Source organism: Streptomyces sp. R44 (assembly GCF_041053105.1).
Classification (GTDB): domain Bacteria; phylum Actinomycetota; class Actinomycetes; order Streptomycetales; family Streptomycetaceae; genus Streptomyces.
In genome coordinates this window covers 5,953,452-5,979,660 of the sequence record NZ_CP163444.1, presented here as the reverse complement: position 1 = coordinate 5,979,660, position 26,209 = coordinate 5,953,452, and the positions used below count along the sequence as shown (strand labels likewise).

At 71.5% G+C, this 26,209-nt stretch carries 26 protein-coding genes, 1 pseudogene and 1 riboswitch; of the genes and pseudogenes, 8 read left to right on the top strand and 19 right to left on the bottom strand.

Translation table 11 applies throughout. The features are described 5' to 3' along the window. Positions 1–11: 11 nt before the first annotated feature. Genes AB5J54_RS27940 through AB5J54_RS27930 form a run of 3 tightly spaced genes read right to left on the bottom strand, consistent with a single transcriptional unit; the run spans position 12 to position 2,258 of the window. Positions 12–1,010, bottom strand: coding sequence for a methionine synthase (locus AB5J54_RS27940; protein WP_369146662.1), 999 nt, complete (start codon positions 1,008–1,010; stop codon positions 12–14). 2 nt (positions 1,011–1,012) lie between these two features. Next, positions 1,013–1,711 carry an SDR family oxidoreductase gene (locus AB5J54_RS27935; protein ID WP_369146661.1) on the bottom strand — a complete coding sequence of 233 codons (699 nt, stop codon included), beginning with the start codon at positions 1,709–1,711 and terminating at the stop codon, positions 1,013–1,015. 7 nt (positions 1,712–1,718) lie between these two features. Then, complete coding sequence (locus AB5J54_RS27930; RefSeq protein WP_369146660.1) at positions 1,719–2,258, bottom strand: TIGR00730 family Rossman fold protein; 540 nt, start codon at positions 2,256–2,258, stop codon at positions 1,719–1,721. Positions 2,259–2,335: 77 nt separating this feature from the next. Between AB5J54_RS27930 and AB5J54_RS27925 the strand changes: the two genes are divergently transcribed. Continuing rightward, positions 2,336–2,881: a hypothetical protein gene (locus AB5J54_RS27925; protein ID WP_369146659.1), complete on the top strand. Its 546-nt coding sequence runs from the start codon at positions 2,336–2,338 to the stop codon at positions 2,879–2,881. Here the strand turns inward: AB5J54_RS27925 and mnmA are convergent. After that, positions 2,878–4,023 (bottom strand): tRNA 2-thiouridine(34) synthase MnmA, encoded by a 1,146-nt coding sequence (gene mnmA / locus AB5J54_RS27920; RefSeq protein ID WP_369146658.1) that lies wholly within the window; start codon positions 4,021–4,023, stop codon positions 2,878–2,880. The two genes, AB5J54_RS27925 and mnmA, sit on opposite strands and share 4 nt — an antisense overlap. A gap of 61 nt (positions 4,024–4,084) precedes the next feature. Here mnmA and AB5J54_RS27915 point away from each other — a divergent pair, with 61 nt between their 5' ends. Beyond that, a complete protein-coding gene (locus AB5J54_RS27915) occupies positions 4,085–4,759 on the top strand; it encodes an N-acetylmuramoyl-L-alanine amidase (protein WP_369146656.1) in 675 nt (224 codons plus the stop codon). Here AB5J54_RS27915 and AB5J54_RS27910 read toward each other — a convergent pair. The 11 genes from AB5J54_RS27910 to AB5J54_RS27860 form a co-directional block, all read right to left on the bottom strand. Further along, positions 4,752–5,915 carry a cysteine desulfurase family protein gene (locus AB5J54_RS27910; protein ID WP_369146655.1) on the bottom strand — a complete coding sequence of 388 codons (1,164 nt, stop codon included), beginning with the start codon at positions 5,913–5,915 and terminating at the stop codon, positions 4,752–4,754. The two genes, AB5J54_RS27915 and AB5J54_RS27910, sit on opposite strands and share 8 nt — an antisense overlap. Before the next feature lie 440 nt (positions 5,916–6,355). Then, positions 6,356–7,201: a thioesterase family protein gene (locus AB5J54_RS27905; RefSeq protein ID WP_369146654.1), complete on the bottom strand. Its 846-nt coding sequence runs from the start codon at positions 7,199–7,201 to the stop codon at positions 6,356–6,358. A 23-nt stretch (positions 7,202–7,224) separates the two neighbouring features. After that, on the bottom strand, positions 7,225–7,902 hold the full coding sequence (locus tag AB5J54_RS27900; protein ID WP_369146652.1) for a trimeric intracellular cation channel family protein: 678 nt from the start codon (positions 7,900–7,902) through the stop codon (positions 7,225–7,227). Between the two features lie 77 nt (positions 7,903–7,979). Continuing rightward, positions 7,980–9,197 (bottom strand): ABC transporter ATP-binding protein, encoded by a 1,218-nt coding sequence (locus AB5J54_RS27895; RefSeq protein WP_369149472.1) that lies wholly within the window; start codon positions 9,195–9,197, stop codon positions 7,980–7,982. After that, the gene (locus AB5J54_RS27890) at positions 9,167–10,273 is read right to left on the bottom strand and encodes an ABC transporter ATP-binding protein (protein ID WP_369146651.1); all 1,107 of its coding nucleotides are present in this window, start codon (positions 10,271–10,273) and stop codon (positions 9,167–9,169) included. Before AB5J54_RS27890 ends, AB5J54_RS27895 begins: the two co-directional genes overlap by 31 nt. Next, the gene (locus AB5J54_RS27885) at positions 10,270–11,268 is read right to left on the bottom strand and encodes an ABC transporter permease (RefSeq protein WP_369146650.1); all 999 of its coding nucleotides are present in this window, start codon (positions 11,266–11,268) and stop codon (positions 10,270–10,272) included. Before AB5J54_RS27885 ends, AB5J54_RS27890 begins: the two co-directional genes overlap by 4 nt. A gap of 113 nt (positions 11,269–11,381) precedes the next feature. Further along, entirely contained in the window at positions 11,382–13,145 is a 1,764-nt protein-coding gene (locus AB5J54_RS27880) for an ABC transporter substrate-binding protein (RefSeq protein WP_369146649.1), read from the bottom strand. A gap of 109 nt (positions 13,146–13,254) precedes the next feature. After that, on the bottom strand, positions 13,255–14,283 hold the full coding sequence (locus tag AB5J54_RS27875) for an ABC transporter permease (protein ID WP_369146648.1): 1,029 nt from the start codon (positions 14,281–14,283) through the stop codon (positions 13,255–13,257). Between the two features lie 362 nt (positions 14,284–14,645). After that, on the bottom strand, positions 14,646–15,437 hold the full coding sequence (locus AB5J54_RS27870; protein WP_369146647.1) for an enhanced serine sensitivity protein SseB C-terminal domain-containing protein: 792 nt from the start codon (positions 15,435–15,437) through the stop codon (positions 14,646–14,648). Between the two features lie 113 nt (positions 15,438–15,550). Further along, positions 15,551–16,291 carry an enhanced serine sensitivity protein SseB gene (locus AB5J54_RS27865; protein WP_369146646.1) on the bottom strand — a complete coding sequence of 247 codons (741 nt, stop codon included), beginning with the start codon at positions 16,289–16,291 and terminating at the stop codon, positions 15,551–15,553. A 133-nt stretch (positions 16,292–16,424) separates the two neighbouring features. Further along, positions 16,425–17,087 carry an AAA family ATPase gene (locus AB5J54_RS27860; protein ID WP_369146645.1) on the bottom strand — a complete coding sequence of 221 codons (663 nt, stop codon included), beginning with the start codon at positions 17,085–17,087 and terminating at the stop codon, positions 16,425–16,427. A gap of 160 nt (positions 17,088–17,247) precedes the next feature. After that, positions 17,248–17,347: riboswitch (glycine riboswitch) on the top strand. A 187-nt stretch (positions 17,348–17,534) separates the two neighbouring features. Between AB5J54_RS27860 and gcvT the strand changes: the two genes are divergently transcribed. From gcvT to AB5J54_RS27840, 4 genes are all read left to right on the top strand, one after another. Beyond that, the gene (gene gcvT, locus AB5J54_RS27855) at positions 17,535–18,668 is read left to right on the top strand and encodes a glycine cleavage system aminomethyltransferase GcvT (protein ID WP_369146644.1); all 1,134 of its coding nucleotides are present in this window, start codon (positions 17,535–17,537) and stop codon (positions 18,666–18,668) included. Positions 18,669–18,745: 77 nt separating this feature from the next. Continuing rightward, positions 18,746–19,123 (top strand): glycine cleavage system protein GcvH, encoded by a 378-nt coding sequence (gene gcvH / locus AB5J54_RS27850; RefSeq protein WP_369146643.1) that lies wholly within the window; start codon positions 18,746–18,748, stop codon positions 19,121–19,123. 32 nt (positions 19,124–19,155) lie between these two features. After that, the gene (gene glyA / locus AB5J54_RS27845) at positions 19,156–20,424 is read left to right on the top strand and encodes a serine hydroxymethyltransferase (RefSeq protein WP_093873992.1); all 1,269 of its coding nucleotides are present in this window, start codon (positions 19,156–19,158) and stop codon (positions 20,422–20,424) included. A 139-nt stretch (positions 20,425–20,563) separates the two neighbouring features. Next, complete coding sequence (locus AB5J54_RS27840) at positions 20,564–21,934, top strand: L-serine ammonia-lyase (protein WP_369146642.1); 1,371 nt, start codon at positions 20,564–20,566, stop codon at positions 21,932–21,934. A 65-nt stretch (positions 21,935–21,999) separates the two neighbouring features. Here AB5J54_RS27840 and AB5J54_RS27835 read toward each other — a convergent pair whose 3' ends face one another. Further along, the gene (locus AB5J54_RS27835) at positions 22,000–22,242 is read right to left on the bottom strand and encodes a hypothetical protein (protein WP_369146641.1); all 243 of its coding nucleotides are present in this window, start codon (positions 22,240–22,242) and stop codon (positions 22,000–22,002) included. Positions 22,243–22,446: 204 nt separating this feature from the next. Here AB5J54_RS27835 and AB5J54_RS27830 point away from each other — a divergent pair, with 204 nt between their 5' ends. Then, positions 22,447–23,001: a hypothetical protein gene (locus AB5J54_RS27830; protein ID WP_369146640.1), complete on the top strand. Its 555-nt coding sequence runs from the start codon at positions 22,447–22,449 to the stop codon at positions 22,999–23,001. Between the two features lie 54 nt (positions 23,002–23,055). On the opposite strand, the gene AB5J54_RS27825 is transcribed toward AB5J54_RS27830, so the two are convergent. Continuing rightward, the gene (locus AB5J54_RS27825; protein WP_369146639.1) at positions 23,056–23,271 is read right to left on the bottom strand and encodes an EF-hand domain-containing protein; all 216 of its coding nucleotides are present in this window, start codon (positions 23,269–23,271) and stop codon (positions 23,056–23,058) included. A gap of 74 nt (positions 23,272–23,345) precedes the next feature. Between AB5J54_RS27825 and AB5J54_RS27820 the strand changes: the two genes are divergently transcribed. After that, positions 23,346–23,984 (top strand): GNAT family N-acetyltransferase, encoded by a 639-nt coding sequence (locus AB5J54_RS27820; protein WP_369146638.1) that lies wholly within the window; start codon positions 23,346–23,348, stop codon positions 23,982–23,984. Between the two features lie 4 nt (positions 23,985–23,988). Here AB5J54_RS27820 and AB5J54_RS27815 read toward each other — a convergent pair whose 3' ends face one another. After that, positions 23,989–25,182, bottom strand: a complete 1,194-nt coding sequence (locus tag AB5J54_RS27815; RefSeq protein ID WP_369146637.1) for a YncE family protein — start codon at positions 25,180–25,182, stop codon at positions 23,989–23,991. After that, positions 25,182–25,954, bottom strand: a pseudogene (locus AB5J54_RS27810) (polysaccharide deacetylase family protein). The gene AB5J54_RS27815 and the pseudogene AB5J54_RS27810 overlap by 1 nt, the downstream one beginning before the upstream one ends. Positions 25,955–26,209: the final 255 nt, after the last annotated feature.

Below are 26,209 nucleotides of genomic sequence, written 5' to 3'. Positions count from 1 at the left end.
TCGTCCTCCCGTTACTCAGGGTTGTCCGCGAGCGACCGTGCCGCTCTGACGCAGTGGGCGAGCGCCGCCCGGGCATAGGCGGGCGAAGCACCCGCGAGCCCGCACGAGGGCGTGACCACGACGGACTCCGCGAGAGTCCCCGGATTCAGCCCCAGCCTGCGCCACAGCGTCCTGACACCCATGACGCTACCGCCCGGGTCCGACAATGCCGTGTCGGTGGACGGCACCACACCGGCGAAGAGCTTCGTCCCGGCCTCCACGGCCTCGCCGATCGGCTCCTCGTCACGTTCGGTGAGGAGCGAGAAATCGAACGAGATGCCCGCCGCCCCGGCCCGCCGCAGCAGCGCGAACGGCACGTCGGGAGCGCAGGAGTGGACGATCACCGGGCCGTCGTGGACGGCCATCACGTCCCTCAGGGCGCTCTCCACGACCTGCCGGTCGACCGCCCGGTGGGTGCGGTAGCCGCTGGCGGTACGGATCTGCCCGCGCAGTACGGCGATGAGCGAGGGCTCGTCGAGCTGGAGGACCGGGCGGGCCCCCGGGACGCGCTTCCTCAGCTCCGCGAGATGCGTGTGGAGGCCTTCGGCGAGCGAGCCGGCCAGATCCCTGCACGCGCCCGCGTCCCCGAGGGCGGCCTCGCCGCCGCGCAGCTCCAGGGCCGCGGCGAGCGTCCACGGGCCGACGGCCTGGACCTTGAGCGGGCCCTCGTACCCCTGGGTGAACTCCTCCAGGGCGTCGAGGTCCTCGCCCAGCCAGGAACGCGCCCGCTTGGTGTCACGGCACGGCCGGTCGCTGATCCGCCAGCCGCTCGGCTCCACGTGCGCGTACAGGTCGACGAGCATCCCGATCGTCCGGCCGATCATGTCGGCGCCGGGGCCGCGCGCGGGCAGCTCCGGAAGGAAGGGGAAGTCCTCGAAGGACCCGGTCGCGGTCTTGGCGGCCTCACGGGCGTCGCCGCCGGGCAGGGACCCGACGCCGGTGGCGGAACCCCACAGCCTGTTCTCTTCCACGTCTACCGCCCCGGGCGCACGGTGAGGTCGTTGATCTCCGCGTCCCGCGGCAGGTCGATCGCGGTGAGGATCGCCGTCGCGACCGACTCGGGGTCGATCCAGCGGGACGGGTCGTACTCCTTGCCCTCCTGCTGGTGGACCTTCGCCTGCATGGGGCTGGCGGTGCGGCCCGGGTAGACCGAGGTCACCCGTACCCCGTTGGCGTGCTCCTCGTGGCGCAGGGAGTCCGCGAGGGCCTTGAGGCCGTGCTTGGAGGCGGCGTACGCGGCCCACTCGGCGTGCGCGTTGAGTCCGGCGCCGGAGTTCACGAAGACGACGTGGCCCTGGGAGACCCGCAGCTGGGGCAGGAAGTGGCGGGTCAGCTCGGCCGGGGCGACCAGGTTGACGTTCAGCTGGTGGTGCCAGGTCTTCGGGGTGAGCTCCCCGATCGGGCCGAGGTCGACGACGCCCGCGATGTGCAGCAGGCTGTCCACCCGGTCCGGGAGGCTCTGGTGGGAGAAGGCCCAGGACAGCCGGTCCGGGTCGGCGAGGTCCCCGACGAGCGTCCGCGCGCCGGGGAACTGCGCGGCGAGCTCCTTGGCGCGCCCCGCGTCGCGCGCGTGGAGCACGAGTTCGTCCCCGCGCGCGTGAAGGCGGCGCGCGACGGCCGCGCCGATGCCGGAACCGGCTCCGGTGATCACATGAGTTGCCATGGCCCCCATGCTCGCATCAGCGGGAGGCGATCTCCGCCTCCAGGTGGGCGAGGGCCGTCGGGCCGTCGTCCGCGAAGAAAACGAGCTCGGTGAGGGGGCGGGGCAGGAAGCCCTCGGCCTCCATGCGGTGGAACTGGGCCTTCAGGCCGTCGTAGAAGCCGGCCGTGTTGAGGAGGACGACCGGCTTGGAGTGCTTGCCGTGCTTCTTCAGCTCCAGGATCTCGGTGGCCTCGTCGAGGGTGCCCGTGCCGCCGACCATGACCACGATCGCGTCCGACTTGGCGAGGAGCAGCGCCTTGCGCTCGGCCAGGTCCCCGGCGACGACCATCTCGTCGGCGTTCGGGCGGGCCTTGTGGGCGAGGAAGTCGACGGAGACGCCGACGAGGCGGCCGCCCGCGTCCTGGACCCCGTCCGCGACGACCTTCATGAGGCCGGTGTCGGAGCCGCCCCAGACGAGGGTGTGGCCGGCCTTGCCGAGACGGGTGGCGAAGTCGCGTGCGGCGGCCGTGTACCGCTCGTCGAGGTCGGCGGCGGAGAGGAAGACGCAGATGTTCATGGGCCCACCGTAGGCGGTCGCGGAAAAAGTCCGGCGGGCGGCGATGAGTTCCGGCGCCGGCCCCGGTCTGCCCTGCCATGGACGAGATGAGCAGGGGCCGGGTCGTGTCGCGGGACGGTACGGAGATCGCGTACGAGCGGCACGGACGCGGGCGGGCCGTCGTGCTGGTCGGCGGCGCCGAGGGGAGCGGGCGGGCGCTCGCCGGGCTGCTCGCCCGGCGCTTCTCCGTCGTGACGTACCAGCGGCGCGGGCCCGCCCCGGTGGAGCGGGAGATCGAGGACCTGGCGGCCGTCCTGGAGGTGGCCGGGCCGGGCGCGGCCGTGCACGCCACGGAGACGGGTGGCGTCCTTGCGCTCGCGGGGGCGGCGGCCGGGCTCCCGGTGGGCGCGCTGTCGGTGTACGAGCCGGAGCCGCTCGCGGACGGGCTCGTGGCGGCGGTCCACGCGCGCGTGCTCGTGGTCGACGGGGGCGCGAGCCCGGCGGTGACGCGGAGCACGGCACGCGCCCTGGCGGCGGCGCTCCCCCGGGCCCGGCACCGCACCCTGACGGGCCAGACGCACGAGGCGGCCCCGCACGTCCTGGCGCCGGTCCTGGAGGAGTTCCTGGAGGAGCCGGCCCCCTAGGCGGTGGCCGCTTCGGCCGTGCGCCGGGTCGTCGACGCGATCGTCGCCGAGCCCACCACGCGCGTGCCGTCGTACAGGACGATCGCCTGGCCGGGGGCCACGCCGCGGACGGGTTCCTCGAAGGCGACCTTCAGCTCGCCGTCCTCCATCGCCGCGCTCACCGGCGTCTCGCCGCCGTGGGCGCGGAGCTGGGCGGTGTAGCGGCCCGGGCCCTCGGGGGCGGTGCCGCACCAGCGGGGCTTGATCGCGGTGAGGGCGGTGACGTCGAGGGCCTCGGCGGGGCCGACGGTGACCGTGTTGTTCACGGGCGAGATGTCGAGGACGTAGCGGGGCTTGCCGTCCGCGGCCGGGTGGCCGATCCGCAGGCCCTTGCGCTGGCCGATGGTGAAGCCGTACGCGCCCTCGTGGCTGCCGATCTTCGTGCCCGACTCGTCGACGATGTCGCCCTCCGCCTTGCCCAGGCGGGAGGCGAGGAAGCCCTGGGTGTCGCCGTCGGCGATGAAGCAGATGTCGTGGCTGTCGGGCTTCTTCGCGACCGCGAGCCCGCGCCGCTCGGCCTCCGCCCGGATCTCGTCCTTGGTGGTGAGGGTGTCGCCGAGCGGGAACATCGCGTGCGCGAGCTGCTTCTCGTCGAGCACGCCGAGCACGTACGACTGGTCCTTCGCCATGTCGGAGGCCCGGTGCAGCTCGCGGGTGCCGTCCTCGTTCAGGACGACGGTGGCGTAGTGGCCGGTGCAGACCGCGTCGAAGCCGAGGGCGAGCGCCTTGTCGAGGAGCGCGGCGAACTTGATCTTCTCGTTGCAGCGCAGGCAGGGGTTGGGGGTGCGGCCCGCCTCGTACTCGGCGACGAAGTCGTCGACGACGTCCTCGCGGAACCGCTCGGCGAGGTCCCACACGTAGAACGGGATGCCGATGACGTCGGCCGCCCGGCGCGCGTCGCGCGAGTCCTCGATCGTGCAGCAGCCGCGCGCTCCGGTACGGAACGACTGCGGGTTCGCGGAGAGGGCCAGGTGCACGCCGGTGACGTCGTGACCGGCTTCGGCCGCGCGGGCGGCGGCGACGGCGGAGTCCACTCCGCCGGACATGGCGGCAAGTACCCGGAGGGGGCGGGCGTGGGGGCGCTGGGGCGGAGTCTGAGTCATAGCGCTACCAGGGTACGGGGCGCCGGGAACCGCGGTCGCGGTAGTGAGCGTTCTCCCGGGCATGGGGAGCAAGTCGAAGGGCACGGGGAGCGGGGCGGACGGCCGGCGGGTGGGGCGGCGGGCCGTCCTGATCGGCGGCGCGGCCGCCGCGGTGGGCACGGTCGCGCTGGCCAGGGACGAGCTGGGGCGGCTGTGGTGGCGGCTGCCGGGGATGGAGAAGAAGCGGGTCGAGGGGGAGCTGGACCACAAGGGCGCCCAGTGGACGTCGGCGGCGCGGGCGAACTGGCGGCGCGCCGACCGGCCGGACGACTACACGATCGACCGGATCGTGATCCATGTCGTCCAGGGCAGCTACGCCTCCGCCCTGAAGGTCTTCAAGGACCCGGCGCACGGGGCCGCCGCGCACTACGTGGTCCGCAAGGACGGTCATGTGGCGCAGATGATCCGGGAGCTCGACGTGGCCTTCCACGCCGGGAACCGCGACATGAACGAGCGGAGCATCGGCATCGAGCACGAGGGCTTCGTCGACCGGCCGCAGGACTTCACGGCGGCGATGTACGAGGGCTCGGCGCGGCTCGCGGCCGACATATGCGCCCGGTACGGGATACCCGTGGACCGGGAGCACATCATCGGGCACGTCGAGGTGGAGGGCACCGACCACACCGATCCCGGCCCGCACTGGGACTGGGAGCGGTACATGGCGCTGGTGCGGAAGGCGCGCTCCCGGCTCAGCTGAGGCCGGCGGTCCTGGCGCGCTCGACGGCCGGGCCGATGGCCCCGGCCACCGCCGCCACGTCCTCCTCGTTGGAGGTGTGGCCGAGCGAGAAGCGCAGGGTGCCGCGGGCCAGGTCCGGGTCGGTGCCGGTGGCGAGCAGGACGTGGCTGGGCTGGGCGATGCCGGCGGTGCAGGCGGAGCCGGTGGAGCAGGCGATGCCGGCCGCGTCGAGCAGCAGGAGCAGGGAGTCGCCCTCGCAGCCGGGGAAGGTGAAGTGGGCGTTGGCGGGCAGCCGGTCGACGGGGTCGCCGCCGAGGATCGCGTCGGGGACGAGCGTCCGGACGGTGGTGACGAGTTCGTCGCGCAGGGCGCCGACCTCGCGGGCGAACTCCTCCTGGCGCTCGGCGGCGAGCCGGGCGGCGACGGCGAATGCGGCGACGGCCGGCACGTCGAGGGTGCCGGAGCGGACGTGCCGCTCCTGGCCGCCGCCGTGCAGGACGGGTACGGGGGTGTACTCGCGGCCCAGGAGCAGGGCGCCGATGCCGTAGGGGCCGCCGATCTTGTGGCCGGAGACCGTCATCGCGGCGAGGCCGGAGGCGGCGAAGTCGACCGGGACCTGACCGACGGCCTGGACGGCGTCGGCATGCAGGGGTACGCCGAACTCGGCGGCGACGTCGGCGAGTTCACGGACCGGCATGAGGGTGCCGATCTCGTTGTTCGCCCACATGACGGTGGCCAGGGCGACGGATTCCGGGTCGCGGGCGATCGCCTCGCGGAGCGCGTCCGGGTGGACGCGGCCGTGGTGGTCCACGGGCAGGTACTCGACCTGGGCGCCCTCGTGGGTGGCGAGCCAGTCGACGGCGTCGAGGACGGCGTGGTGCTCGACCGGGCTGGCCAGGACGCGGGTGCGGCGGGGGTCGGCGTCGCGGCGGGACCAGTACAGGCCCTTCACGGCGAGGTTGTCGGCCTCCGTGCCGCCGGAGGTGAAGACGACCTCGCTCGGCCGCGCGCCGAGCGCGGCGGCGAGCGTCTCGCGCCCCTCCTCGACGGTCCGCCGGGCGCGCCGTCCGGCGGCGTGCAGGGAGGAGGCGTTGCCCGTGACGGCGAGCTGGGCGGTCATCGCCTCGATCGCCTCGGGGAGCATGGGCGTGGTCGCGGCGTGGTCGAGGTAAGCCATGGTGGGTCGATTCTACGAGCCCGTCCGGCGGCGCCCGGCGCCTGGCCTGTTCCGGCCGGACCGAAGGGCGGTTCTCGGCCGCGGCGGTCCCCACCCCGTTGTGGGCAGGCGTTCCGCAAGGGGCGGAACGGGTGGGCACAACGGACGGCGCCCTTGCCGGCGCCAGAGGCTCCCGAGCCTGGACCCGCACCGCGTGGTGCGCCGCCGCTCGGGGTGCGGGTCAGGGCGCGGAACGCGGAGGCGCCGCTGGGCGCGCCGTCCCGTGTGCCCACCCGTCCCGCCCTGCGGGACGATTGCCCACACGGCGGGTGGGCGCCGCCCACCCGAGTGCGGGTGCGCGCGGCGCGGGCGAAGCCCCGGGCCGGGGGCACCGCCCGATCAGGCGCGGGACCGCACGGCGCGGGGGCACCGCCCAGCCGGGCGCGGGCGGGGCGGCGGGTTCAGTCGCGCGGCGCGCGGGCGAGTTGGCGGGATTGGGCTACCAGGCGGTTCGCGCTGTCCCAGACCTCCGCGTCCTCCTCCAGGAAGCCGCCCGCCAGGTTCCGCGTCGTGATCGAGACCCGCAGCGGGCCCGGCGCCGGGCGGCAGCGGACGTGCGTGGTGAGCTCCACCGTGGGCGTCCAGCCCTTGAGGCCGAGCTCGAAGGAGGTCGGCGGCAGGGCGTCGACCGCGAGCAGCACGGACAGCGCGTCGGGCTCGCGGCCGTCGGCCAGACCGAACCACGCGCGCATCTCGCCCTTGCCCGAGGGCGCGCCGATCGCCCAGCCCACGCAGGCCGGGTCGAGGCGGAGGTCGAGCCGGTCGGCGATGGCCGAAGAGCCGGGGATCCTCGGGGCCGGGTTGTCCGCGGCACTGAAGCAGTTCTCGATCGCCGCCATCGCCGGGGGCGTCGCCGTGGTGCGCACGTCGTCCGGGAGGGCGTCGAGGTCTCCGTACGAGGCGAGGACCCGGATGCGCTCGACCTCGGTGCCGTCCTCGGCGTACTGGAAGAGCGAGGCCTGACCGGTGGAGAGGGTCCGGCCCGTGCGCACGGTCTGCGTCCGGATCACCGCGGGGCCCGGCTCGGACGGCGTGAGGTAGTGCGCCGAGATCGTGAACGGGTCCGGATGCGGAAGGTGGTCGCCGAGGGCGCGGCCGAGCAGCGCGAGGAGGTAGCCGCCGTTGACGGCGCGGATGATCGTCCAGCCGGCGGAGAGCTCGGCGTCGTAGACGCCGGGTTCCCGGAGGGTGACGGCGGTGTCGCGGTCGAACTCGCTCGTGACGGCGGTTTCCGTGCTCGTGCTCATGCTTTCGACGGTACCGCAGGTAGCTACTGAGCGGTAGCTTTTTCCGGTTCCTCGGTCGCGGACGAGCGGCGGTTCCAGGCGCGCGGCGCGCGCCAGTGGTAGCGCATCGCGAGCAGCCGGAGCGCGAAGGCGGTGAGCACGGCGGCGCCGCTGGTGAACGCGTTGAGGACGTCGAACCGGATGCAGAGCACGACCATCGTCGCGCCCACGATCGCCGGGACGGCGTACAGGTCCCGGTCCCAGCGCAGCAGCGACGGCACCTCGTTGGCCAGGACGTCGCGCAGCACGCCGCCGCCCACGGCCGTGGCGAGGCCGAGCGCGGCGGAGGAGGTGAGGCCGAGCCCGTAGTCGTAGGCCTTGGTCGTGCCGGTGACACAGAACAGGCCCAGGCCGGCCGCGTCGAAGACGTTCACCGCGGTCTGGGTGCGCTCGACCTCCGGGTGGAGGAAGAAGACGAAGGCCGTCGCGATCAGCGGCATCAGGAAGTAGCCGAGATCGGTGAAGGCGGCGGGGGGCACGGCGCCGATGATCAGGTCGCGGAAGAGACCGCCGCCGAGGGCCGTGACCTCGGCGAGGACGGCGATGCCGAAGACGTCGAAGTTCTTGCGGACGGCGAGGAGGGCGCCGGAGATGGCGAAGACGAAGATGCCGACGAGGTCGAGGGCGTGTTGAACGGAGGGGGTGAACAATTCGTGGAGCACGCGCCCCATTGTCCCGGTACCGCGGACGGCGGAGGCCCCCGGCACGTTCCCGTGCCGGGGGCCTCCGCCGGGGATCACTACTCCCCGGACGTGTCGTCCTTCGCGGCCGGCTCGGCCGGGGCCGCCTCCGGGGCCGCCTCCGAAGCCTCCTCCGGAGCCGACGGGGCGTCCTCGGGCTCCGGCTCCTCCGCGGCCTCCGGGGCCTTCGGCTCCGGGGCCTTCGTGATCGTGACGTCCACGGACTCGCGGGCCGCCGGGATCGTCATTCCCTCCGCGTTCTCCGGGTGGTGGCAGGCCACCCGCTGGCCCGGCCGGAGTTCCAGGAGCGGGGGCTCCTGGGTCTTGCACAGCTCCGTGGCCTTCCAGCAGCGGGTGTGGAAGCGGCAGCCCGCCGGCGGGGCGATCGGCGAGGGCACGTCCCCCTTGAGCAGGATGCGCTCGCTCTTCACGCCCCGGCGCCGCGGGTCCGGGACCGGCACCGCGGACATCAGGGCCTTGGTGTACGGGTGCATCGGGGCCTCGTAGAGGGACTTGCGGTCCGCGAGCTCCACGATCTTGCCCAGGTACATCACCGCGATGCGGTCCGAGACGTGCCGGACGACCGACAGGTCGTGGGCGATGAACACATAGGTGAGGCCCAGCTCCTCCTGGAGGTCGTCCAGGAGGTTCACCACCTGCGCCTGGATGGAGACGTCCAGGGCCGAGACGGGCTCGTCCGCGACGACCAGCTTCGGCTTCAGGGCCAGGGCGCGGGCGATGCCGATGCGCTGGCGCTGGCCGCCGGAGAACTCGTGCGGGTAGCGGTTGTAGTGCTCCGGGTTCAGGCCGACCAGGCCCAGCAGACGCTGGACCTCCTTCTTCACGCCGCCCTCGGGCTCGACGCCCTGGAGCCGGAAGGGGGCCGAGACGATCGAGCCGACCGTGTGGCGCGGGTTCAGCGAGCCGTACGGGTCCTGGAAGATCATCTGGACGTCCCGGCGCAGCGGACGCATCTTCGCCACGCCGAGGTGGGAGATGTCCGTGCCCTGGAACTCGACGGTGCCGCCGGTCGGTTCGAGGAGCCGGGTGATGAGCCGGCCCATCGTCGACTTGCCGCAGCCGGACTCGCCGACGACGCCGAGGGTCTCACCGGGGTAGACCTCGAAGTCGAGCCCGTCGACCGCCTTGACCGCACCGGTCTGGCGCTGGAGCAGGCCCTTCCGGATGGGGAAGTGCTTCTGCAGGCCGGTGACCTTGAGCAGGGGCTCAGTGCTCTTGTTGTCGCTCACAGCTTCGGCGCAATCTCTTCGGTCCAGATGCGGGTGCGCTCCTCCTGCGGCATGTGGCAGGCCGAGTAGTGGCGCTCGCCGGCCAGGGCCAGCTCGGGGCGCTGGGTGCGCGTGATGCCGCCCTTGGGGACGTCCGCGTACGGGCACCGCGGGTTGAAGGCGCAGCCGCTCGGGACGTTGATGAGGCTGGGCGGGTTGCCCTTGACCGGGATGAGCCGCTCGGTCTGCTCGCGGTCGATCCGCGGCATCGAGCCGAGCAGGCCCCAGGTGTAGGGGTGCTGCGGCTCGTAGAAGACGGACTCGGCGGGGCCGCGCTCGACGCACCGGCCGCCGTACATCACGAGGATGTCGTCGGCGAGCTCGGCGACGACGCCGAGGTCGTGCGTGATGATGACGACGGCGGAGCCGAACTCCTTCTGGAGGTCCCGCATGAGGTCCAGGATCTGGGCCTGCACGGTGACGTCGAGCGCCGTGGTGGGCTCGTCCGCGATGAGGAGCTCGGGGTTGTTGACGAGCGCCATGGCGATCATCGCGCGCTGGCGCATACCGCCGGAGAACTCGTGCGGGTAGTTGTCGAACCGCTTGGCGGGCTCGGGGATGCCGACCCGGTCGAGGAGTTCGACGGCCCGCTTCTTCGCCGTCTTCTTGTCGACGTCGTTGTGGATGCGGTACGCCTCCACGATCTGGTTGCCGACGGAGTAGTACGGGTGCATCGCGGACAGCGGGTCCTGGAAGATCATCGCCATCTCGCGGCCGCGCATCTTGCGGACCTCTTCGGGGTCCGCGGAGAGCAGCTCGCGCCCGTTCAGCCAGATCTCGCCGGAGATGCGGGCCTTCTGCCGGCCGTACTGGCCGACGGTGTGCAGGCCCATGATGCCGAGCGAGGTGACCGACTTGCCGGAGCCGGACTCGCCCACGATGCCGAGGGTCTTGCCCTTCTCCAGCTGGAAGCTGAGACCGTCGACCGACTTGACCAGACCGTCGTCGGTCGGGAAGTGGATCTTCAGGTCGCGTACGTCGAGGAAGGCGTCGGACGGGGCGGACTTCCCGGTGTCGACGGGCTCTCCGACCGCCGCGCCCGTCTTCGTCAGCTTGTCCGTCATGCGAGCCTCACTCGGGGGTCGATCACCGCGTACAGAAGGTCCACCACGAGGTTGGCGATGACCACGGCGGCGGCGGTGATGAGCGTGACCGCCAGGATCAGCGGCAGGTCCCGCTCGCTGACGGCCCGGAAGGCCGCCTGGCCGAGGCCGGGAAGGCTGAACGCGGTCTCGGTCAGGATCGCGCCGCCGACGAGGGCGCCGAGGTCCATGCCGAAGATGGTCAGGATGGGGGTCATGGTGGAGCGCATGGCGTGCTTGCCGAGCACGACCGGCTCCGGCAGGCCCTTGGCCCGCGCGGTGCGGATGTAGTCCTCGCCGAGGACCTCCAGCATGGTGGCGCGGGTGAGGCGCGCGTACATCGCCGCGTACAGGAAGGCGAGGGTGACCCAGGGAAGGAGCAGGCCGCCGAACCAGCCGCCGAAGGAATCGGTGATCGGGGTGTACGAGGACTTGAGCCAGCCCAGCTGCGTGCGGAAGACGAGCATGGAGAGCATGGCGGTGAAGAAGATGGGGAGCGAGACGCCGGCCAGCGCGGTGATCATCGCCGCGCGGTCGATCATCGTGCCCCGCTTGAGCGCGGAGACCACACCCGTGGAGACACCGAGGACCAGCCACAGCACGGCGGCACCGAGAACCATGGACAGGGTGACCGGGAAGGCGTCGGTCAGCATGGTCCAGACGTCCTGCTCGGTACGGAACGAGTAGCCGAAGCAGGGCGCGGCGCAGTGGATGGTGTCGCCGCCGCCGGTGTAGTCACGCCCGACGAAGATGCCGGAGACGAAGTGCCAGAACTGCACCAGGATCGGCTCGTCCAGGCCCAGCTTCTGCCGGATGGCCTCGATGGAAGCCGGATCCGCCTGCTTGCCGACGAACATCGCGGCAGGATCGCTGCCGGTCATCTTGGGGATGAGGAAGAAGATGCTGAGCGTCACCAGTGTGACGACGAGCAGCATCACGACGACCGCGAAGAGTCGCCGGATTATGTATGCAAGCATGCGGTCGGCCGGTCGGCGGCCGGGGAACCCGATCGGATTCCCCGGCCGCCGGGGCGGCCATCACCTGCCCTTCGGACCTGGCGGCGGGTGGTGCGCCGGTGAAGCGGGTCGGATTACTTGACGACGCCGAGCGACGCGTAGTCGTAGCGGCCGTTGTAGGCGTCCGCCGTGTAGACGTTGGTCAGCCGGGAGCTGCGCCAGATGATGTTCTTCTCGTGGGTGAAGGGCAGGTAGACCGCGGCCTCCGACACCTTCGTGTTGATCTGCTTGTAGAGCTCGCCGGCCTTGGTCGGGTCGGTCTCCTTCAGCGCCTGGTCGAACAGGCCGTTGATGGCCTTGTCGTTCAGCTCGGAGAAGTTGTTGTTGCCGCTCTGGAGGATGAAGCGGCCGTCGACCAGCGGCTGGAGGAAGCCCTGACCGGTCGGGAAGTCGGCGCCCCAGCCCATGATGATGATGCCGTAGCCCTTCTCCTTGACCACCTTCGGCGAACCGATGATGCCGGAGGTCTGGGCGCCGTCGAACTGGTCGATCTGGGCGTCGATGCCGACGGCCTTCAGCGACTGCTGGAGGGACTCGGCGGTCGCGATCTCGATCTTCTTGTTGTTGCGGACCGCGATCGTGGTCTTGAAGCCGTTCGGCTTACCGCACTTCTTCAGCGCCTCCTTGGCCTTGGCCAGGTCCGGGGCGCCACCGAGCTTGCCGTACGGGTCGGCCTTCGGGTCGGCACCCTTGATCGCCGGCGGCAGCATGTTGGAGGCGATGTCGCCACCGGCCTGCGGGCCACCACGGGCGGTCTGGAGGGACTTCGAGTCGGCGGCGTAGATGATCGCCTTGCGGCACTCGATGTTGTCGATGACCGTCTGCGGGAAGACCGCGTAGCGGATGAAGCCCGTCTGCGGGTTGTCGACGTTGTCCTTGTGCTGCTGGAGGACCTTCTGGCGGGCGGCGGCGCCGACACCGGTCGCGTTGATGTCGAGGTCGTACTCGCCCTCGACCAGACGGTTGTCCATGTCGTCGGCGTTCGTGGTGAACGTGACGCTGATGGTGTCCGGGAGCGCCTTGCGGATGGTGTCCGTCTTGGCGTCCCAGTTCGTGTTGCGGACGAGCTTCATGGACTTGTTCGGCGTGTACGACTGCCACTTGTACGGGCCGGAGGAGAAGACGTTCAGGCCGTACTTGGCCTTGGTGTCCTTGTCCTGGCGGACCGGGGAGGCGGCGGGCATGGCCAGCATCTGCAGGAAGTCACCGTTGGCGACCGGCAGCTTGAAGATGATGGTCTTGTCGTCCGGCGTCTCGATGGCCTTCAGACCGAGCTTGTCCGTGGTGGTGTCCTTGTACGGACCCTTGTACTCGCCCTTGGGGTCGAGGACCTGCTGGAGGTAGATCGGGCCGCCGGAGATGACGTCCTGGGCCCAGATGCGCTCGATGCCGTACTTGATGTCCTTGGAGGTGATCGGCTTGCCGTCCTCCCACTTCACGCCGTCCTTCAGCGTGAACGTGTAGGTGAGGCCGTCCGCCGAGACCTTGCCGGAGTCGGTGGCGAGGTCCGGGACCAGCTCGGTGGAGGCGGCGCCCGGCTCGGACTTGAAGGAGACGAGCTGACGCGTGTAGTAGCGCTGGAAGTCCCACACGAAGCCGTAGTAGCCGCGCTGCGGGTCCCACGAGTCGGCCTCCTGCGAGCCGATGAACTTCAGCTCGCCGCCCTTCTTCGTGGAGGGGCTGGCGACCTTGTTCACGGCGCCGTTGAAGCCGGCGGCACCCGACGTGCCCTTGCCGCCACCGTCGCCGCTGCCGCCGCCACAGGCGGTCGTGACGACCATCGTGGCCGCGGCAAGCAGCGCGCCCGCGGCGATTCTGCGCTGAGAGCTCTTCAGCATGGGTCCAGCAACCTCCGGGATAGTGGCGGCCGTTACGGCGGTCCGCCGATTGGGGTGGGCCTCCTGTCGCCAGCGGCAGGGGCGGGTCTTGCGTGTCGTCGGCGAACGGTCAGCGGGAGCCCTTCGGGTCGAGCGCGTCACGCACGCCGTCGCCGAAGAGGTTGAACGCCAGAACGGTGATGAAGATCGCGAGGCCGGGGATCACCATGAAGAGGGGGTCCGACTCGTAGGTGGTGATGGCCGTCGACAGCATCTGGCCCCAGGAAGCGGTGGGAGGCTTCACACCCGCGCCGAGGAAGCTGAGCGCCGCTTCGGTGAGGATGTTGGTGGGGATCATGAGGGTCGCGTAGACCATGATCGGGGCGATCAGGTTGGGCAGCAGCTCGCGCCGCAGGATGTAGAGCCGGCCGGCGCCCAGGCTCTGGGCGGCCTCGACGTACTCGCGGTTGCGCAGCGAGAGGGTCTGGCCGCGGACGATGCGGCCGACGTACGGCCAGCCGAAGAAGCCGATCACCAGGACGAGGGCGGCGATGCGCACGCCCGATCCGTCCAGGCCCATGAACTGGTTCGGAAGCACCGAGACCAGGGCGATCGTGAAGAGCAGCTGCGGGAAGGCGAGCATGACGTCCATGACCCGGCTGAGGGCCGCGTCGATCCAGCCGCCGAAGTAGCCCGCGATGATGCCGAGGACGGTGCCGAGGAAGACCGCGAAGACCGCCGCCAGGAAGGCGACGAGCAGCGAGATCCGGGCGCCGTAGACGATCCGGCTGAAGACGTCGCGGCCGTTGACGGGCTCGACGCCGAACAGGAAGTCCTTGCTCGCGCCGCCCCAGGACCCGATCGGCGTGCCGAACAGCGGGTCGATCTGGTCCTCGTGGAACTCGTCCGGCGGGTGGCCGAGGAGGCCCACGATGACCGGTGCGAAGATCGCGACGAGGATCAGGAAGACGACGACGAAGGCGCCCGCGAGGGCCAGTTTGTCGCGCTTGAGCCGGGTCCAGGCGATCTTCCAGGGCGAGCGGCCCTCGATCGCCTTGCCGGAGGCGCCGGAGTTGTCCGGAGTGCCGGGAGCGTCGGGCGCGCCGTCGACGGTGGCGGTCGCCTCGCCCGCACTCGTCTCGTGCAGTGGTGCCGTCATCGTGGTGAGGACCCCTCTCGGCCGCCGGTAGCCGGCCCTTGCCCGCCGCGGGTAGCGGCTCGGTGGAACAACCTGCTGGACATCGGCTCGAAAGGAGTCGAACGCCCTGTGTTCCGGGGAGTCTTCAATGCGCTTGCGATCACCCGCCAGACCTGAAGGTGAATGTTTGCTCAAACGTGATGCGGTGCTGCGACTTCCGTTATCCGGACGTCGTGATCACGTGAGCGGACCAACCGGGGCCCTCTTGTGCGCAATCGGACATGCCACTCAACTGGTGCCGTGCCCTATGGAATTGGGGTGAACGAAGGCCTCCGGAGGGGACTCGGGAGGCCTTTTCCGACAAGTGGGACGCTTGTGGCGTCTCAGTATCCGGACGGCGCCGGCGGCGGGTATCCGTACCCCGGTACGGCGGCGGAACCGCGTCCGGCGTGTGCCTCGCGGTCGTAGAAGGGGCGCGCGTTCGCCCGCAGCCAGAGCGCCACCGGGTCGTACGCGTCGGAGAGGGCGACCGTGGAGACGGGCAGTCCGTCGGGGACGGAGCCGATCGACTGGCGCATCATCGAGCGGACCGTGTCGACGGTCGCCGGGGACGTGTCGTACAGGTCGAGACCGATGGCGAGGTACGGGGAGCCGAGCGCCGGCTGCACCCAGCCGCGGCGCAGCGACCGGACGGCCGGGGTGCGGTGCGCGTTCTGCGTGAGCAGGGCGTAGAACTGCGGGATCTCCAGGGCGGGCTCGGTGACGCGCAGCGGCCCGGCGGGCATCCGGTCCAGACCGGTGGCGATCCGGCGCAGGTCGGCCCAGGGGATGCCGACCCCGCCGCCGGGGGCGTGCGGATTGAGCCAGACGCCCCAGCGGTCGGGGTAGAGGGCGCGGGCGATCTCGCGGCCGGTGACGAGTTCGTGGGCGCGGCTCCAGCCGGAGGCGGCGAGCTCCTGCGGGGAGGTGACGCAGGGCGCGTAGCCGAAGCCGTCGACCTCCATGTTCCCGTACTGGGCGTCGGGCGAGCCGGGGGCGCCCTGCCAGAGCAGCATCCAGAGCTCGCCGTCGGCGAGGGCGTGCAGCAACTGCTCGTACGCGTCGTAGCGTCCGGGTGCCACCTGGCGCAGCATGTGCTCGACCGTCCCGGTCGAAGCGGTGCCTGACGCGCTCACCCTGGGTCCCGCCCCTCTTCCGTCCACCATGTGGGTCTGTCCAGCGATCGAGTCGGTGCAGCGATGCGAGTCGGTGCAGCGATCGAGTCAGTTCAGCTTAAACAGGGGGCCGCTCACACGGCGGCGCGCTGGTAGAAGGGGCGAACCCGCTCCAGCATCCAGTCGCCGACCGGGTCCTGCGCCATGTCGAGCAGGATGAGGTTGACCGGCCAGGCGACCTCGACCCGGCCGAGCGCCCGGCCGAGGGCGTCCAGGGGGGCGTTCCGGTCGACGCCGTCCCAGCCGCCCAGCTGGACGCCGATGAAGAGGGCCGGCTCGGTGCCCTCGACGCTGGCCAGGGCGCGGCGGGCGGTGACGACGACTCCGGTGGCCTCGAACTCGGCGGAGGCGGCGGCGAGGAAGTCGACCGGGTCGTCCTGCCAGTCGGGCTCGAAGAGCCGGACGCGGCCGCCGCTGGCGGGGCCGTCGAGCGGGGTGCGGCCGATGCGGCAGAGTTCGGCGACGGCCGGCGGGGGCAGCGGGACGCCGACGGTGCCGCCGGGGTTCACGGCGATGCCGAGCTGCGGGGGCAGTCCGCGGGCGAAGTCACGGGCGGGGGCGACGGTGAAGGACATGTGGTCGCCGACGACGGCGAGGAACTGCTGCTCGGAGCTGAAGACGGGCACGTAGGCCGCGCCCTCGATCTCCATCGTGGCGAGGTCGAGTCCGGGGCTGTCCGGGCCGCCGCCGTTGGGCAGGGGCACCCAGACCGGGCTGCGGCCGAGCACCTCGACCAGCCGGCCGCCCGCCTCGGGGTTGCCGAGTGAGGCGGCAAGGACCTCTTCGAGCTCGTTGCCCGGCCACGTCACGTCCACGGTCGCGTCTTCCCCTTCTCGCACGGCCTGCCGCACCGGCCGCCCGGCAGCACCCTAACGCCGCCCCGGCACCGCCGTGGCCAAAAGGGAAGGGTACGGGCGTCCCGGGACGGCCCGGGACACCGGACGCCCCCTAGGCGGTCTCCCGGAAGCCGATCCTGCGGAGGGAGTCGGCGGCGTCCCGGTCGAGGAGGGTCGCCGAGGCGCAGCCGTGCGGGAGGCGGCCGGACTCGGCGGCCCGCAGGAGCCGGCCGACGGCCCGCCGGTGCCGCGCGAAGGCGTACGTGGAGACGCCCCGGCCGCGGGCCTCCTGGCCGGCCCGCGCGGTGTCCGGGGTGACGTCGAGGAGGACCAGGTGCAGGGCGCGGCCGCGCCGTCTCGCCTCGCGGGCGAGCCAGCCCCGCACCCAGGACTGGGTGCCGCAGTCGTGGACGATCAGGCTCGCGCCGGACCGCAGGGCGCGGCGCAGTCCGGCGTAGTGCGCGATCCGGACCAGGGGGCGGTAGACGGCGTACGGGAGGAGGCGCGGCATCCGGGCCTCCCAGCGCTCGCGGGCGTCCTGGGAGTCGATGCCGCTGTCTTGGGCGGCGCGCTTCATCAGGGTGGACTTGCCGCTGCCGGGCAGCCCGGAGACGACGACGAGGTCGCCGGCGGCGTAGGTGAGGGCGCGGGGGCCGCGGCCGCCGCGCTCGCGCAGGTCCCGCAGGAGGCGGCCGCGGCCGCGGCTCCGGGCGCGGGCCCGCTGGGACGGTATGCCGGTGCTCGTCGCGTATGCGCCGGTGTGCTGGATCCTCATCGCTCTCCCCCTGTCGGGTCCCAGGAGACCTTGGGAGACCCTTGCCCACGAAGTGTAAAGAATCGGTAATGCGACACAAGCGATTTGCCCCGCCGACACCGCATGCAATGATGTGCGCGCCAGGCGCGCACAGTCGCCGCACAATCGCATACCGGCCGCTCGAATCCGCGCGGGAGAGTTCCGGACCGCCGAGCGCGTCCGGGCGCCGAAGGAGCAAGACCCTCCCTTGAATCTCTCAGGCCCCGTACCGCGTGGATGAGGCAGATCTGAAAAGCGGGACACCTGTCGTGTCCCCACCCAAGGTGCAAGCCGACCTCCCGGCACCGATCCGTCGGTGACGAGATGCTCTCGGTGAACCTCTCAGGTTCCATGACAGATGGGGAGGACGTCCTCGCCCGTCATGTGTTTTCGTCACCGATCACGCCCTTGGGACCCGGGAGCCACCCCATGAGCACTGCCCCCCGTCTGACCGCCCTCGATGCCCTGCATCGTTCGCTGGGCGCGACCATGACCGACTTCGCCGGCTGGGACATGCCGCTCCGGTACGGCAGCGAGCGCGAAGAGCACAACGCCGTCCGCAACCAGGCCGGCCTCTTCGACCTCTCCCACATGGGCGAGATCACGGTCACGGGCCCGCAGGCCGTGGACCTCCTGGACTACGCCCTGGTCGGCAACATCTCCACCGTGGGCAACGGCCGCGCCCGCTACACGATGATCTGCCAGGAGGACGGCGGCATCGTCGACGACCTGATCGTCTACCGCCTCGGCGAGACCGAGTACATGGTCGTCGCCAACGCCTCCAACGCCCAGGTCGTCCTCGACGCCCTGGTCGCCCGCGCGGCCGAGAACGGGGGATTCGACGCCGAGGTCCGCGACGACCGTGACGCGTACGCCCTGATCGCGGTCCAGGGCCCGGAGTCCCCCGGCATCCTGAAGTCGATCACCGACGCCGACCTGGACGGCCTCAAGTACTACGCCGGCCTGCCCGGCACGGTCGCGGGCGTCCCGGCGCTGATCGCCCGCACCGGCTACACCGGCGAGGACGGCTTCGAGCTGTTCCTGAAGCCCGAGCACGCCGAGGGCGTGTGGAAGGCGCTCACCGAGGCGGGCGAGGGCGTCGGCCTGATCCCCTGCGGCCTGTCCTGCCGCGACACGCTCCGCCTGGAGGCGGGCATGCCGCTCTACGGCCACGAGCTGACCACGGCCCTCACCCCCTTCGACGCCGGCCTCGGCCGGGTCGTGAAGTTCGAGAAGACCACCAACGAGGGCCGCTTCGTCGGCCGCGAGGCCCTGGAGAAGGCCGCCCAGCGCGCCGAGACCGCCCCGCCGCGCAAGCTCGTCGGTCTGGTCGCCGAGGGCCGCCGGGTCCCGCGCGCCGGCTTCCCGGTCGTCAAGGACGGCCAGGTCATCGGCGAGGTCACCTCCGGCGCCCCCTCCCCGACGCTCGGAAAGCCGATCGCGATGGCGTACGTGGACGCGGCGCACGCCGAGCCCGGCACCCAGGGTGTAGGTGTGGACATCCGCGGCACCCACGAGCCCTACGAGGTCGTGGCGCTGCCGTTCTACAAGCGCCAGAAGTGACGCAGTCGTCTCACTCCTCGTCTCACCCCGCAAGACCCACGTTCATCAGTACTCCCCCGATCCAGGAGAATCAGGTCATGAGCAACCCCCAGCAGCTGCAGTACACCAAGGAGCACGAGTGGCTGTCGGCCGCCGAGGACGGCGTCGCGACGGTCGGCATCACGGAGTTCGCGGCCAACGCGCTCGGTGACGTCGTCTACGCGGACCTCCCGGCCGTCGGCTCGACCGTCACCGCGGGCGAGACCTGTGGCGAGCTGGAGTCGACGAAGTCGGTCAGCGACCTCTACTCCCCCGTCACGGGCGAGGTCGTCGAGGCCAACCAGGACGTGGTGGACGACCCGTCCCTGGTGAACACGGCTCCGTTCGAGGGTGGCTGGCTGTTCAAGGTGCGCGTCGCGGAGACGCCGGACGATCTGCTCTCCGCCGACGAGTACACCGAGTTCGCCGGGAACTGAGACCGGGCCCGAGACCCCCTAGGGATCGATTCATGTCGCTTCTGAACACTCCCCTCCACGAGCTGGACCCCGACGTCGCCGCCGCCGTCGACGCCGAGCTCCGCCGTCAGCAGTCCACCCTCGAGATGATCGCCTCGGAGAACTTCGCTCCGGTCGCGGTCATGGAGGCCCAGGGCTCCGTCCTCACCAACAAGTACGCCGAGGGCTACCCGGGCCGCCGCTACTACGGCGGCTGCGAGCACGTCGACGTGGCCGAGCAGATCGCGATCGACCGGATCAAGGACCTGTTCGGCGCCGAGTACGCCAACGTGCAGCCGCACTCCGGCGCCTCCGCGAACCAGGCCGCCCTCTTCGCGATCGCCCAGCCCGGCGACACGATCCTGGGTCTGGACCTGGCCCACGGCGGCCACCTCACCCACGGCATGCGCCTGAACTTCTCCGGCAAGCAGTTCAACGTGGTCGCGTACCACGTGGACGAGGCCGGTCTGGTCGACATGGCCGAGGTCGAGCGCCTCGCCAAGGAGCACCGCCCGAAGGTGATCATCGCGGGCTGGTCCGCCTACCCGCGCCAGCTGGACTTCGCCGAGTTCCGCCGGATCGCCGACGAGGTCGAGGCCTACCTGTGGGTCGACATGGCCCACTTCGCCGGCCTGGTCGCCGCCGGTCTGCACCCGAACCCGGTCGAGTACGCGGACGTGGTGACCTCCACCACGCACAAGACGCTCGGCGGCCCGCGGGGCGGCATCATCCTGGCGAAGAAGGAGTTCGCGAAGAAGCTGAACTCCTCGGTCTTCCCCGGTTTCCAGGGCGGCCCGCTGGAGCACGTGATCGCGGCCAAGGCCGTCTCCTTCAAGGTCGCGGCCTCGGAGGAGTTCAAGGAGCGCCAGCAGCGCACCCTGGACGGCGCCCGCGCGCTGGCCGAGCGCCTGGTCCAGGACGACGTCACCGCCCACGGTGTCTCCGTCCTGTCCGGCGGCACGGACGTGCACCTGGTCCTGGTGGACCTGCGCGACTCCGAGCTCGACGGCCAGCAGGCCGAGGACCGTCTCCACGAGGTCGGCATCACGGTCAACCGGAACGCCGTTCCGAACGACCCGCGCCCGCCGATGGTCACCTCCGGTCTGCGCATCGGCACGCCGGCGCTCGCGACCCGCGGCTTCCAGGCCGAGGACTTCGCCGAGGTCGCCGACGTCATCGCGGAGACCCTGAAGCCGGGCTTCGACGCCGACAAGGCCGCGGCCCTCAAGGCCCGGGTGACCGCTCTGGCGGACAAGCACCCGCTGTACCCCGGCCTGAAGTAATTTCGTACCCTTTTGTTCGTACGAAATCTCCGGGGCACCACGCACACTGGACAGTGAGCGTGGTGCCCCGCCCCTTGCTCAGCCCTCGCTGCTCCACCCCGGCAGACAACGGCGTCCAGCCCCCACAAGGAGTCCTCCCGTGGCCATCTCGGTCTTCGACCTGTTCTCGATCGGCATCGGTCCGTCGAGCTCCCACACGGTGGGCCCCATGAGGGCTGCCCGGATGTTCGCCCGCCGCCTGAAGAACGAGGGCCTGCTCGCCCACACCGCGAAGATACGAGCGGAGCTGTACGGCTCGCTCGGCGCCACCGGCCACGGCCACGGCACCCCGAAGGCCGTGCTCCTCGGCCTGGAGGGCAACTCGCCGCGCACGGTGAACGTGGAGACCGCCGACGACGAGTTCGAGCGGATCAAGGCCGGCGGGAAGATCAACCTGCTCGGCGCGCACGAGATCCCCTTCGACTTCGACGCCGACCTGGTCCTGCACCGGCGCAAGGCGCTCCCGTACCACGCCAACGGCATGACGGTCTTCGCGTACGACGCCGAGGGCGGGCTCGTCCTGGAGAAGACGTACTACTCCGTCGGCGGCGGTTTCGTCGTCGACGAGGACGCGGTGGCCGGCGAGAACCCGATCATCCCGGACGACACCGTCCTGAAGTACCCCTTCCGCACCGGCGACGAGCTGCTCCGCCTCACCAAGGAGACCGGCCTGTCGATCTCCTCCCTGATGCTGGAGAACGAGAAGGCCTGGCGCACCGAGGAGGAGATCCGCACGGGTCTCCTGGAGATCTGGCGGGTCATGCAGGCCTGTGTCTCGCGCGGCATGTCCCGTGAGGGCATCCTGCCCGGCGGCCTGAAGGTCCGCCGCCGCGCCGCGACCTCGGCCCGCAAGCTGCGCTCCGAGGGCGACCCGGCCGCGCACGCCATGGAGTGGATCACGCTCTACGCGATGGCCGTGAACGAGGAGAACGCGGCGGGCGGCCGCGTGGTCACCGCCCCGACGAACGGCGCGGCCGGCATCATCCCCGCCGTCCTGCACTACTACATGAACTTCGTGCCCGGCGCGGACGAGGACGGCATCGTCCGCTTCCTGCTCGCGGCCGGCGCGGTCGGCATGCTCTTCAAGGAGAACGCCTCGATCTCCGGCGCCGAGGTCGGCTGCCAGGGCGAGGTCGGCTCGGCCTGCTCGATGGCGGCCGGCGCGCTCGCCGAGGTCCTCGGCGGCTCCCCGGAGCAGGTGGAGAACGCGGCCGAGATCGGCATGGAGCACAACCTGGGCCTGACCTGCGACCCGGTCGGCGGTCTGGTGCAGATCCCGTGCATCGAGCGGAACGGCATGGCGGCGGTGAAGGCCGTCACGGCGGCGAAGATGTCGATGCGCGGCGACGGCAGCCACCTGGTCTCCCTGGACAAGGTCATCAAGACCATGAAGGAGACGGGCGCCGACATGAGCGTCAAGTACAAGGAGACCGCGCGCGGCGGTCTCGCGGTGAACATCATCGAGTGCTGAGCAGAGCGCTGAGCACCACGTGAGGACGGCCGGCCCCGGGATCCCCGGGGCCGGCCGTTTCCTCGTCAGGCGCGGACCCAGAGGACGATGACGTCCTGGCGGTCGGCGCTGAAGGGCTCGCAGGAGTAGATCGGACCCCAGATGCGGTAGCCGGCCTTCCCCGCGGCCTGGCAGTCGGCGTACGAGCCGTAGGAGCTGTTCGCGTAGTAGCCGGGGCCGGGGCCGGCCTGGGCGGCCCCGGCGGCGCCGAGCGCGAGCGCCCCGGCGGTGACGGCCGTGGCGAGTGCGGCTGCTGTGCGGCGGTACATGGCATTGCCTCCTGAAAACGCCGGGATGCCCCGGCGGAGTACGTGACGATGCGATGTGGTGCGGTGCGTTGCGGTACGTCCGGCTGCGCAGCCGGGGACGAACGTACCGTCGCGGACAGGGCCGCACAATAGGTCTAGGCCAATCCGCCTCAGGGTTCGCCGAAACCGGCACCGGGGTCGGGTTTCCGCTGTACTGTCCGCGCCATGACCGTCGAACACATGGACGCCGCGTGCGTCGACCTGACGCGAACCCTGCGGCGCCGGGGCGCGATCGTCCTCGCCGTCTTCGCCCTGGTCTGGGCGCTCGCGGGCGGCTCGGGAACGCCCGTCGCGACACCGGTCGACGTCGTGGCGATGGCGGTGACGACCGCCGTACTGGAGCGGGCCTTCCGGGGCACCACCAGGCCGGTGACACGGACCGTACGACTGCCCGCGAAATGGAACCGGGGGGTCGGTCTGGTCAACGCGGCCGAACTGGCGGCGATCCTCGCGGTGATCGCCGCGTCGGACGCCTCAGGCCACGCGGAGCTGATCCCGGTCGGGATCTGCCTCGTCGTGGGACTGCACTTCTTCCCGCTGGCCCGCCTCTTCGACCAGCGGCAGTACAAGTGGACCGCGATCCTGCTCACGGCGGTCTCGCTGGTCGGTCTCGCCGTCCTCGCGGCCGGGGCCTCGACGGAGACGGTGCGCGCGGTCGTGGGCCTCGGCGCGGCGGTCGTGCTGTGGGGCTCGTCCATCCACGTCACCCTGCGCGGCTGACCGGGCCCCGGACGGGCGGCAACTCACGTTGCTCCGCCCGCCCGGGCGGGCGGGTCAGGCCTTGCTGTAGTGCGCCCAGAACTCGTCCCAGGACAGCACGCCGTCGCCGTTGTCGTCGCGCTGCTTGATGAGCACCTCGGCGACCGTCTCGGTGACGTTGAAGTCGCCCAGCTCCGCCATGACGTGCTTGTACTCCGCGGCGGTGATGAAACCGTCGCCGTCCACGTCGAACCTGTTGAATGCCGTGCGTGCCGAGTCGATGTCCGCCACTGCGTCCGCCCCTTCTTGGTGCTTGTCTGACGGGGTCAGATTAGCGGGCCCCCGCCCTGGCGGATGATGGCGGTATGAGCGACGACGTGGCACGGATTCTGGCAGCGGCGGCACGCGGGGAGTTCCCGCCCCCGGACGGTTCGACGACGGTGGTGCCCCAGCCGGGCCCCCGGGACGCGGGGGTGCTGGCCTTCACGGCGCACTCGGTGGTCTTCACGGACGCCGACCCGGAGTGGGTACGGGCCGCGCTGGCGGCCACGTCGGCCGATCCGCTCGCGGCGAGCATGAACCCGGCCTTCCTGCTGGCCCTGATGGCCCGCACCGGCCGGCACATGAACACGATCGACCTGCTCACGGTGGCCGACGCGCTGCCGGGCCCGCCCCCGCTGGAGCTCCGCGAGATCGACGACCCGTCGCATCCCCGGGTGGCGCGGGCGCTGAAGTACCGCGACGAGGTCCGGGTGTGGGCGGCCGACGGCGGTGTCCTGATCCTGGGCAGGGGCGTCGCGGGCCGCTGGGAGGCGGCGATCGAGGTGGACGAGGAGGTGCGCCACCGGGGCCTGGGGCGGGCCCTGGCGACGGCGGCCCGCCACCTCACCCCGGGCGAGGTGGTGTGGGCCCAGCAGGCTCCGGGCAATGCCCGGAGCGTCCGCGTGTTCCAGGCGGCGGGCTACCGCCCGGTGGCCTCGGAGGCCCTCCTGATCGCCGGCTGAGCCGCTACCGGAAGATCCCGGTGTGGCCCAGGGAGTAGCGGCCCGGCTGCGGATAGACGGCGAGTCCGTGCGGGCCGCTGCCGACGGGGATGCGGGCGAGCTGCTTGCCGGTGGTGGTGTCGAGGGCGTAGACCTCGGAGTCGTAGCGTCCGGAGAGCCAGAGGACCTTGCCGTCGGCGGAGACGCCGCCCATGTCGGGGGAGCCGCCGTCCGGGAGCCGCCACTTCTTGGTGAGCTTGTTCTGCCCGAAGTCGAAGACGGAGACCGAGCCCTCGCCGCGGTTGGAGACGTACATCTCGCGGGAGTCCCGGCTGATGTAGAGGCCGTGGCAGCCCTTGCCGGTGGGGAGGAGGCTGGGGGTGGTGAACTTCTCGCCGTCCAGGACCCACATGCCGTGGGCCATCATGTCGGCGATGTAGAAGGTCTTTCCGTCGGGCGAGATCTTCACGTCCTGCGGCATGGCGCCGTCGAAGGGCAGTTTCTGCTGGCCGATCACCTCCATCTTCTCGGTGTCGACCTTGAGGAGTTCGCCGGAGAACTCGCAGGAGACGACGAAGTAGCGTCCGTCGGCGGAGAAGTCGGCGTGGTTGACGCCGTAGCAGCTGACCGGGACGGTCTTCTTCCGCTCCATGGTGTGCGGGTCGCGGAAGACGAGTTCGCGGTCGAGCGAGGCCATCACGATGGCGTACCTGCCGTTGGGCGTGAAGTAGAGGTTGTACGGGTCGTGGACCTCGACGGGCTTGCCGGCGACGCCCGTGGCCGGGTCGATGGGGGTGAGGGTGTGGCCCCGGTCGTTGTTGACCCAGAGGGTCTTCAGGTCCCAGGAGGGCACGACGTGCTGGGGCTGGGCGCCGACCGGGATGGTCTCGACGACCTGGTAGGTGGCGGGGTCGATGACGGAGACGGTGTTGGAGTTGGTGTTGGGGACGTAGACCCGGGAGGGGAAGTTCCGTACCACCGGGGAGAGCCGGTTCGGCCGGTCGGCGGCGTAGACGTCGTGCGCGTCGAGCGGGGGCGGCATGCCGGGCAGTCCGACGGCGGCGGCCGGCTTGGGGACGGCGGGGGCGGCGGCCTTCTTCACGGGGGCGGTGCCCTCGGGGTGGTTCGCGCTGCCGCAGCCGGCGAGGCCGGCGAGGAGGGCGGCGGCGAGGAGGACCCGGGTGCGTGTCGAGAGGGGTCTCTTCGTGAGGTGTGCCATCAGCTCAGCAGCTCCGTGGTGGTGACCGCGCTCAGGCCGCGGCGGTCGAGGTCGGCGAGGAGGAGGGGCAGCGCGGCGGCGGTGTCCGGGTAGCCGAAGTGCAGGCTGACGACGGATCCGGCGCGGACCGTCCCGGTGACGTTGCGGACGACGGCCGCGGCGCCGGGCGAGGTGAAGTCGAGGGAGTCGACCTCGTACGAGAGGACGTGCGGGTATCCGGAGCGCCGGGCGGCCCGCAGGACGTGGGGGGCGGCGTTCCGGGCGCGGGAGGGGCGGAACCAGGTGCCGACGGAGCCGGTGAGCCGGCGCAGCCGTCCGGAGCAGGCCTCGATCTCGGCGAGGGCCTCGGCCTCGGTCATGGCGTTGATGTCGATGTGGCGCTGGGTGTGGTTGCCGAGGTCGTGGCCGCCGTCGAGGATGCGGCGGGCCAGGGCGGGGTGCTCGTCGAGCCAGCTGCCGACGGCGAGGACGGTGACGCGGGCGCCGGCCCGCTCGGCCTGGGTGAGGAGCCGCCGGGCGAGGGCGGGGTCGCCCTGGCCGTGGAAGGTGAGGGCGACGCGGGGCCGGTCGCGGGGGCCGTGGGCGATCTCGTCCGGCTGTCCGGGGAAGCGGCGCGGGGCCGGGGCGGCGACGGGGGCGCGGGGGGGGGGTGGCGCGCGGCGGCGGTGGCGGGGGCGGGGCGGGGTTCCGTGCCGCAGGCGGTGGCGAGGGCTCCCGCGAGGGCGGCGGCCGCGCCCGTCCGGAGGGCTCCTCGGCGGTCGGTCGGCTTCACGCGACCATTCAAGAGGGATTTCGCCCGATTGGTCACGATTAGGCCAATTCAGGACGTTTGCGGGTCTACGTCGGACGTCCAGTATGCGGACGACCCCGGGGAACAATCAACGAACCGCATAGTCATTCACTGTTTACAAGGTCAGTGCCGCATGTCACCAACGATTCACAATTGAATTGTCCGCTTTCGCCCCACCTTGCCCCAGTAGGGACTTTTGGCGGCAAGGCCCCCCGTCTGCCATAGTCGGAGACACGA